The 9227-nt window shown below is 63.5% G+C and carries 5 protein-coding genes; 3 read left to right on the forward strand and 2 right to left on the reverse strand.

Annotated features, from left to right (window positions below):
• The first annotated feature begins 157 nt into the window (after positions 1-157).
• Positions 158-2491: a GH92 family glycosyl hydrolase gene (locus tag VK533_RS07370; RefSeq protein ID WP_324376220.1), complete on the forward strand. Its 2334-nt coding sequence runs from the start codon at positions 158-160 to the stop codon at positions 2489-2491.
• A gap of 35 nt (positions 2492-2526) precedes the next feature.
• Here VK533_RS07370 and acpA read toward each other — a convergent pair whose 3' ends face one another.
• On the reverse strand, positions 2527-4188 hold the full coding sequence (acpA, locus tag VK533_RS07375) for an acid phosphatase (protein ID WP_324376221.1): 1662 nt from the start codon (positions 4186-4188) through the stop codon (positions 2527-2529).
• A 118-nt stretch (positions 4189-4306) separates the two neighbouring features.
• Entirely contained in the window at positions 4307-7003 is a 2697-nt protein-coding gene (locus VK533_RS07380; protein WP_324376222.1) for a TonB-dependent receptor, read from the reverse strand.
• A 118-nt stretch (positions 7004-7121) separates the two neighbouring features.
• Here VK533_RS07380 and VK533_RS07385 point away from each other — a divergent pair, with 118 nt between their 5' ends.
• Positions 7122-7922, forward strand: a complete 801-nt coding sequence (locus tag VK533_RS07385; protein WP_324376223.1) for an IclR family transcriptional regulator — start codon at positions 7122-7124, stop codon at positions 7920-7922.
• Positions 7919-9227: sugar-binding domain-containing protein (locus VK533_RS07390; RefSeq protein ID WP_324376224.1), on the forward strand; the 1309-nt coding region annotated here is incomplete at its 3' end. The genes VK533_RS07385 and VK533_RS07390, both read left to right, overlap by 4 nt.

The following is a 9227-nucleotide window of genomic DNA, read 5'->3' on the forward strand; positions in this document are numbered from 1 at the left end:
ATGGGCAACGGCCTCGTGATCATGCACGTCTCATCCTACTGGCAGCAGGTGGTGATCGGCTTCATCATCGTCGCCGCCGTCGCTTTCGACACTTATACCAAGACGCGGCGCTGAGCCGGTGCGCCGCCGCACAACATTGCAAGCCTAGGAGGGGCATATGGTAACGAGACGCGACGTTCTGGCAGGCGCTGCCGCAACGATGGCGATCGCTGGCGCGGGGGCCGTTCGGGCCGCCTCGCGCGCGGCCAACGCGGCACAGGGTGGACTGTGCGGCTTCGTCGATCCCTTCATCGGCACCGGCGGTCATGGCCACACCTATCCCGGCCCGACCGTGCCGTTCGGCATGGTCCAGCTCGGCCCCGATACCGACGTCGCACGCTGGGATGCCTGCTCGGGCTATCATCTCGACGATCCCACCTTGCTCGGCTTCTCCCACAACCATCTGAGCGGCACGGGCTGTGCCGATCTGATGGACGTGCTGGTCGCGCCGCGCACCGGTCCGGTCGTGCTCGAACCGGGATCGCTCGAGGAGCCGCAGGGCGGCTATCGCCAGCGCTTCGACCATGCCGACGAGCGCGCCTCGCCTGGTTATTATCGGGTGCTGCTCAAGGATAGCGGGATCGATGTCGAACTGACCGCGACCTGCCGCGTCGGGCTGCACCGCTATCGCTTTCCCGCGGGCGCGGCCACGCCGCATGTGCTGGTCGATATGCGCCACGCGGCGCGCGATGCGAAGGATCCCGACACGCAGCCCAACATCACCGATGTCGTGCTGCGCGTCGCCGGGCCCGATCTGCTGGTCGGATCGCGCCGGGTGCACATCTGGGGCATCGGCCGCGTCATCCATTTCGCGATGCGCCTGTCGCGTCCGTTCGCCACAGCGACCCTCTTCTCGAACAATGAGCCGCTGCCGGCCGGCACGAAGGAATTGAAGGGCGCCGACCTCAAATGCGTGCTGGCTTTCCCAGACACCGCGTCGGAACCGTTGCTGGTCAAGGTCGCGCTGTCGGGCGTCGACATCGACGGCGCGCTGCGCAACCTCGATGCCGAGCTGCCGGGCTGGGATTTCGACGCGGTCCACAATGCCGCGCGCGGCCAGTGGGAGACCGAACTTGGGCGGGTGAAGATCGACGGCGCAAGCGAGAGCGACGCGCGGACCTTCTACACATCCTATTATCACACGATGATGGCACCCACGATCTTCTCGGATGCGGACGGGCGCTATCGCGGCATGGACACGGCGGTCCACACCCTCGCCAAGGGCCAGGAGAATTATTCGACCTATTCGCTGTGGGACACGTATCGCGCGCTCCATCCCTTCTTCAGCCTGGTCCAGCCGGCGCGCAATGAATCGCTCGTCTCCGGCCTCGTGCGGATGGCGCAGGAAAGCCCTTTCGGTCCGCCGATCTGGCCGCTGCAGGGGATCGAGACGCGCTGCATGATCGGCTGGCATTCGGCGGTGGTGATCGCCGAAGCTTATGCCAAAGGCGCGAAGGGCGTCGACTATGCCGCCGCCTGGCCAGTCTTCAAGAAGAAGGCGTTCCGCGAACGCGGCGTCCAGCTCGAATGGTATCGCGGCAAGGGCTATATCCCGAGCGATCTGGCCGGCGAGGCCGCGAGCAAGACGCTGGAAATCGCCTATGACGATTGGGCGATGGCCACGATCGCCGAGGCCGCCGGCGACAGCGCCTCCGCCAAGATATTGCGGGAGCGCTCGCGCAATTACGCCAACCTGTTCGACAAGAAGACGAACTTCATGCGCGCGCGCCTGTCCAACGGGCGCTGGGCCGAGCCGTTCGATCCGCGCTTCATCGGCCATGACGTTTCGCGCTGGCGCGATTTCACCGAGAGCAACGCCTGGGAAGCGACCTTCCTCAACCAGCACGACCTCTATCATTATATGGAGATGTTCGGCGGCGAGGCGGCGTTCGAGGCCAAGCTCGACCGGTTGTTCGCCGAGACGGAGATGCCGCCGGGCATGCCGGTCGATATGACCGGGCTGGTCGGGCAATATTCGCAGGGCAACGAGCCCAGCCACCACATCGCCTTCCTCTACAATTATACCGGATCGGCGCATAAGACGCAGGCCCGCGTGCGATCGCTGCTGCGGCAATGGTATGCCGACAAGCCCGACGGCCTCGCCGGCAACGAGGATTGCGGGCAGATGAGCGCCTGGTACCTGATGAGCGCGCTCGGCCTCTATGCGGTCGATCCGGTCAGCGCCAATTACGTCTTCGCCTCGCCTTTGTTTGCGCGTGCCACGATCGACGTCGGCGGCGGGCGCAAATTGTCGATCGAAGCGCCCGGCACCAGCGACGCCAACCTGTATATCCAGTCGGTGACGTGGAACGGCCAACCCTGGAGCAAGAGCTGGATCAGCCATGCCGAACTCGCCAAGGGCGGCCGGCTGGTGTTCCGCATGGGCGCCAAGCCCAACCTCGACTTCGGCAAGGCCAAGGCGGATCGTCCGCCGTCCTACACCGACGCCTGATGCTCAAGGGGCGGCGCGAGCCGCCCCTTTTCGTTTCAGGTGAAGCGCAGGGCGCCGGTAAGGTCACCCGGCGGCGGCCCGCCGGCCGCGATCATCGCGCGTTCGCGTTCGATCAGGCCGGGCAGCTTCTCCAGCCCCCAGCGGCGCGTGATGAAACGCGCGATCGATCCGGTGTCATAGATCGTGTGATCGACCTCGCCATGGCGGGCGTGGGGCGAGATGACGATCGCGGGAATGCGCGTGCCCGGACCCCAACGATCGCCCTTGGGCGGCGGGACATGATCCCACCAGCCGCCATTCTCGTCGAACGCGACGACCACCAGCATCTTGCTCCATTGCGGGCTCTTGCGCAGCGCGTCGATCACCTTCGCGATATGGCGGTCGCCGGCATCGACGTCCGAATAGCCGGCATGCATGTTGAGATTGCCCTGGGGCTTGTAGAATGCGACCGGCGGCAGCCGGCCCGCCGCTGCGTCGGCGAGAAACAGGTTGGTGCGTGGCGTTTCGCCCGTGCCCGCATCGCGCAGATAACGCGCGCGATCGGCGGTGCCCGGCTCGAAGCGGGCGAAATAATTGAACGGCTGGTGGTGCGGCTGAAAATTCGGGCGCGACGGGAATTCGGCGTCGCCCGCGTGCCCGGCCAGCGCTGCGCCCCAGCCGCCGGCATACCAGGCCCAATCGACGTCGCGCGCCGACAGCATATCGCCGATCGTGGAGTGGCGCTGCGGCACCAGAGCACGCGCGCTTGCGAGATCGGCATAGGCCGGCCGGTCGGGATCGGCATCGTAGGTCGGCGCATAAGGCGGCAGCATCGTGTTGACCGCCCAGAAATCGGGCGTCAGCGTGTCGGACACGAACCGCACCGGTCCGGCGAGCGCGCTCGCGGGCGAATTGGCCCGCTGCTTCGGCTTGATCCCCCTGGGGTCGTTGCCCTCGAGCTGGACGATGCTGTCCCGCGCCGGCCCCTTGTCGGCATCGGGATAGTAAGGCGGCCGTGCCGCGATCAGATATTGATGGTTGAGGTAGGAGCCGCCGAACGCACCCATGAAGAAATTGTCGCACAGCGTGAATTCGCGCGCGATCTGGTGGAGGCGCAGGTTCGCCGACGTGTCGCCATAATGGCCCATGACGAGCGCGCCGCTGTCGCCCCACGCGACGAAACCGTCATTGCGGCCGCCGTTGATCTGCAACTGGTTGTTGTAAAAGGCATGGGTCAGGTCGCGCGTCACCAGCCCATGGGGCAAGGGATCGCCCTCGGGCGTGGTCAGCGCGAACGGCGCATTCGGCAGGCTGGGCAGATCGTCCGGGCCGATCTGATATTCACGATGTTCGACGACCTGCTTGGTCGGAACCAGCCCCTCCCAGATCTTCGGCAGCATCGGCAACAGGCTGCCGTCGCGATCGCGCTGGAGATAAGCGGAGCGCGGAACCGCCGACAGCGGGCGGAGCAGGCCGGGAAAGTCGGCGAACAGGTTATTGAAGCTGCGATTTTCCGCATAGATCACGACCACAGTGTCGATATGCGCACGGAGCGCTGTGTCAGCCGGCCCAAGCGGATGCGCGTCGTGCCGGCTGCGTCGTGCTGCTTCGCCGGTGGCGCCGGCAGCGAGTCCGGCGGCCACCATGCCGCCAAGCAGCAGACGGCGGCCGGGATTGTCGGGCCGCTCGATCGCTGTGCCGTCGTCGTCCTCAGCCATCCACCCGCACTCCTGCAGCAATCGATCGGTTCACCGGGCCGCGGAGGCTAAGCGCGCGCGGCAGAAACAAAAAGGGCGCCGCTCCCGAAAACGGAAGCGGCGCCCAGTAGGGAAGGTATCAGAAATCGGCGCTGAAGCCGAAGGTGAAGGTGCGGCCGCTCTTCGTATAGACTTCGGTACGCTGCGCACCGATGTCGGCCGCTTGGACGATCGGCTGATTGGTCAGGTTGATCGCTTCGGCGACAAGCCTGAAGTGCTTGTTGATGCTGAAGTGCGCCTGCGCATCGACGTTGTTGCCGCTCTTGATGCCATCGCCGATGTTGGGACCGCCGCCTGCACCAATCAGATACTTGCTGCGATAAGCGGTGGAGATGCGGGCGCCCCACTTGTCCGTATCGTAATAGAGGGTGGCATTGGCAGCCCACTTGGACAGGTTGAACAGGCTCACCTGATAGTTGACGCTGTTGATGTTAACCGTCTGATGGCCGCTGAAGTAGGTGCCATTCGCGTTGATGCCCAGATGCTTGAGCACGCCGGGCAGGAAATCGAAGTCATGCTGGAACGCCACTTCGATGCCCTTGATGTCGGCGCCCTTGCCATTGACCGGCTGGCTCACGTCGAACAGCGTAGTCGCATCCTCGCCCGGAATGAGCAGCGAGAGCGGCAAGCCGATCTGGCCATAAGGCTCCTGAAAGCTCTTCGACGTTACGAAGCTGTCCATCTTCTTGTAGAAACCGCCGATCGAGGCGAAGCCCTTGCCCATATAATATTCGAGTGAGGTCTCGATCGAGGTGGCCTTGTAGGGCTTCAGGTTCGGGTTGCCGAAGCTGACGCTGCCGCCGTTCGGACGGGTCGTGATCGAACCGGCCGCGGCAAGGTCGCCAAGACCTGGACGATTCACGTTCCGGCTCGCGCTCAGACGCAGAATGAGATTCTTGTCGAGGTTGAGCGCCGCGTTGGCCGCAGGCAACCAGCCATGGACGCGCGTGGTGACCGAAACCGGCGTCAGGCCAGCCGACGTGGCGAGATGGCCCGACGAGACCAGTTCGGTGTCGAAATATCGAACGCCCGCATTCGCGCGGAACTGCATCCCGCCGATATAAGTGTCGAGATTATACTGCGCGAAGCCGCTCCAGGTCGTCTCGTGAACGCGATAGTCGCTGCCGGCCTGAAGATTGGCCGGACCCAGATTCCTCGGGTCCCCGATCAACGAGTAGATCCCGTCGATGTTGCCGCCGACGTACTGAATCTGCGAGTCCTTATCGATCACATATTTCAGGCTGTCCGGGATGACCGTGTCGGTCGGGACGTTATGGAAAACCTTGTTGTTGTACTGATAGGCCTCGTCGATGAAGTTCTTATATTCTCCGCCGACTTCGACATTCGACGTTTCGTTGAACGCGTAGGTCGCTGCCAGTTTCGCATTCTTGTACTTGTTGGTGATGGCGTTTTCCTGGGTATCCAGGCGCATCAGCTGCCAGTTCGCCGGATTGGCGATATCGAAGCCATAGGTGTTGACCGGCTCGCTGGGCTGGTCGTCGAAGCTGAAGGCGTGATTCTTGGATTCCAGGAACACCTTGTCGAATTCGGGCTGACGGAATTTCGACTCCTCGAAGCCGCCTAGTGCGGTGAACTTCAGCTTGTCGGTCGCCTGCCACGAACCGTTGAGCGCGGCCTGATAGAAATCGGTGTGGTTCTTGACGATATGGTGCTCCGACCGCTGGTCGATGCCGGTGTAGCTGGCTGCGCGCAGCGTGTTGGTGCTGTCGATCACCGCTGATTGGATGACCTGGGTTCCGCCGATCGGGCTGCCTGTCAGCGCGTTGGATCCGGCTGCCGCCAGCGCCCAGTCGTCGCGCTGATCCCACATCCGGCCATAGAGCATGTCGAGGTCGATCTTGACGGTATCGCCATGATATTGGAGCGCGCTGGTGATGCCCAGACGGCGACGGTCGGTCCACCAGGTCGATGGCGATTCCGCCTGCGGCGCAACGACGCCGGCCAGCAGCTTGGAACGCGTGGCCGCATCGATGTTCGGACCGATGTTGGCGGGGTTATATTTGACGACGCCCCAGCCCCAGTTGCGGTAGCCATATTCGTTGCTCTTGATCTGGCCGTACGCGACCGACACGAGGGCACCGAAATCACCCCAACGGTCCGACGCCAGCGCGACCACACGCGGGGTCGCCCCCTTCGTATTGGTGTTGGTCTGCCCCTTGGCCGAAACCACGAACTTGGCGCCCGAATAATCGAACGGCTTGGCGGTATACAGATCGACCGTACCGGCGATGCCGCCTTCGTCCTGATCCGCCGAATAGGATTTCTCGACCGACACGCGGTTGAACAATTCGGACGCGAACAGGCTGAAATCGAACGAACGCGAGCGGCTGACCGCGCCACGGTTGTCCATGCCCGACGCCGTGTTGCCCAGCACCTCCATGCCATTCAGCTGGACGCGCGTGAAATCGGCTCCAAGCCCGCGCAGCGTGATCTGACGCCCTTCACCCGAGTCGCGGGTGATGACGATACCGGGAACGCGTTGCAGCGACTCGGCGAGATTGAGGTCAGGGAAAGATGCGATGTCGGACGCGAGAATGTTGTCCTGGGATCCAACCGCCTTGCGCTTGTAATCCTCGGCCAGCTTAAGGCTTGCACGATAGCCCGAGATCACGATCTCGTCCGCCGTGTTCGACGACGCGTCCGCGCCTGCCGCCGCGGGTGCCTGCGTCTGCTGGGCGATGGCAGTGCCAGGAATGGCCACCGTTATCAGCGCAATCGCCAGACTTCCCCTCGACGCCCCATAGAATTTTTTCACGTCCGCCCTCCCCTTTTCGTTCGTTTCTTAGAAAGCTGCATCGCAAAGCAAAACAGCATCCCACCGAATATATAATATCTATTCCATCTGAGCACAGATTGCAATATGTGTTTCACATATGGCTACGGCTGGAAAATATCGTGCGCCCGGGTTGCAGCGGGGTCTTGAGATTCTGGAGGCTCTCGCATCCGCGCGTCGATCCCTGTCCCTGACGGCGCTTTGTCAGGCTACGGACAGGTCGACCGGCGAACTGTTTCGTGTGCTCCAGGTTCTCGAGGAAGAAGGCTATGTCTCGGTGAGCCGCGCCGGGTACCGGGCGACGGGACGCCTTTTCCAAGTTTGTATTTCACAGCCATTGCACGAACCTATCGAGCTGGCCCGGTTGGCGATGAAAGACATCGCGCACGCGACGGGCCAGAGCTGCTATCTGGCAACGCTTGCCGATAAGGACGCGATCATCATAGCCTATGCGTCCAGCCCCGAATATCTCGGTCTGACGGCCGAGTCTGGCATGCGCGTTCCACTTGCAAATTCGGCGACCGGTGCGATCCTTCTGGCCTACCAGTCCGATCGCAGGGTGGTTCCGGCCAAGGTTCCGACCATGAGGAGAGAACTTGTCGTGACGAGGATGCAGGGATTCGCGATTGCCCCTAACCCGGCAATCGGAAGTGTCACCGACATATCCGTCCCCGTGCGCCTCGATAACCAACTGATCGCCGCGCTGACGATCCCCTTTCTGCCCGACAGGCACTATGCGTCGGACAGGTTGTTGCACGCCAGGCAGGTGCTCTGCACGTGCGCAAAACGCCTCGACACCGCAATCCGGGAGATGGAGGGGGACCGGGAACCGGCGACCGGACATCACACTGCCCGTCCCGCCGATGCTGTCATCTACCCGCGCGCAAGCGCTGTCCGGTGAACCGCCGTCAATTCATCGGATCCGGCGTGGCCGGCGCGGCGCTGCCGGCAATTTCGACCCATCTCGCTGCAAAAGACATTGTTGGCGAGCATCCTCGCCAGACTGCCCGACTGGAGGAGGGCTGGAAATTCCATCTTGGCCACGCCTCCGACATGGCCAAGGACTTCAATTTCGGGATCTACCAGCGGACCTTTTCCAAGGTCGGCGAGGCGACGCCCGAGGCAGGCGGCACCGATTTCGACGACCACGACTGGGCACAAATACGAGTTCCGCACGACTGGGTCGCGGCGCTTCCCTTCGCCGAGCCGAAGGAGCCACCACCCGCTGACCGCGTGATCCGGGACCGGGTCGCCGGCCATGGCTTCAAGGCGGTCGGGCGCGACTTTCCCGAAAACAGCATCGGCTGGTATCGCCGTCCGCTGCTGATCGACAAGACCGATCACGGCCGCAGCATCTGGCTCGAATTCGACGGGGTGTTCCGCAACTGCCTGGTGATGGTGAACGGCTGCATCGTCGGCGGCAGCATGAGCGGCTACGCGCCCTTCCAGGTCGATATCACCAACTTCCTCGATTATCGCGGCGGGCCCAACGTCCTCACCTTGCGGGTCGATGCGACCGACGGCGAGGGCTGGTTTTACGAAGGCGCGGGCCTCTATCGCCACGTCACGATGGTGAAGGCCGATGCGATCCACGTTCCGCAATGGGGCAGCGTCGTCCGCGCCACGCCCGTGCGCGGTGTGGCCGAGATCGCGGTCTCGACCGATCTCGCGAGCCGCCGCGAAACGCCTGGCCGGATTTCGGTGCGGCGGTCGGTGGTAGCGCCGGACGGCCGGACCGTCGCGACTTTTCCGGACGCCGCGATCGATCTGGCGCCGCATGCCACGACGAACCACGAAGCCAGCCTGACGCTAGCCGATCCGGCCTTGTGGTCGCTGGAAACGCCCCAGCTCTATCGGCTCGTGACCGAGTTGCGCGAGGACGGAGCGATCCTCGACCGGATCGAGACACCGTTCGGCATCCGCGCGATCCGGTTCGATCCCGACCATGGCTTCTTCCTCAACGAAAAGCCGGTCAAACTGCTTGGGACCTGCAACCATCAGGATCATGCCGGCGTCGGCACCGGCATTCCCGACCGCCTCAACGCCTGGCGGGTCGAGCAATTGCAATCGATGGGCTGCAACGCCTGGCGCAGTTCGCACAACCCGCCGTCGGCCGCTCTGCTCGACATATGCGACGCCAAGGGCATGCTGATGATCGTCGAATTGCGGCGCAACAGTACCGACGCGGCGGCGCTCGACGAGCTCG

This window comes from Sphingomonas sp. (assembly GCF_035317925.1).
Taxonomy (GTDB): domain Bacteria; phylum Pseudomonadota; class Alphaproteobacteria; order Sphingomonadales; family Sphingomonadaceae; genus Sphingomonas_I.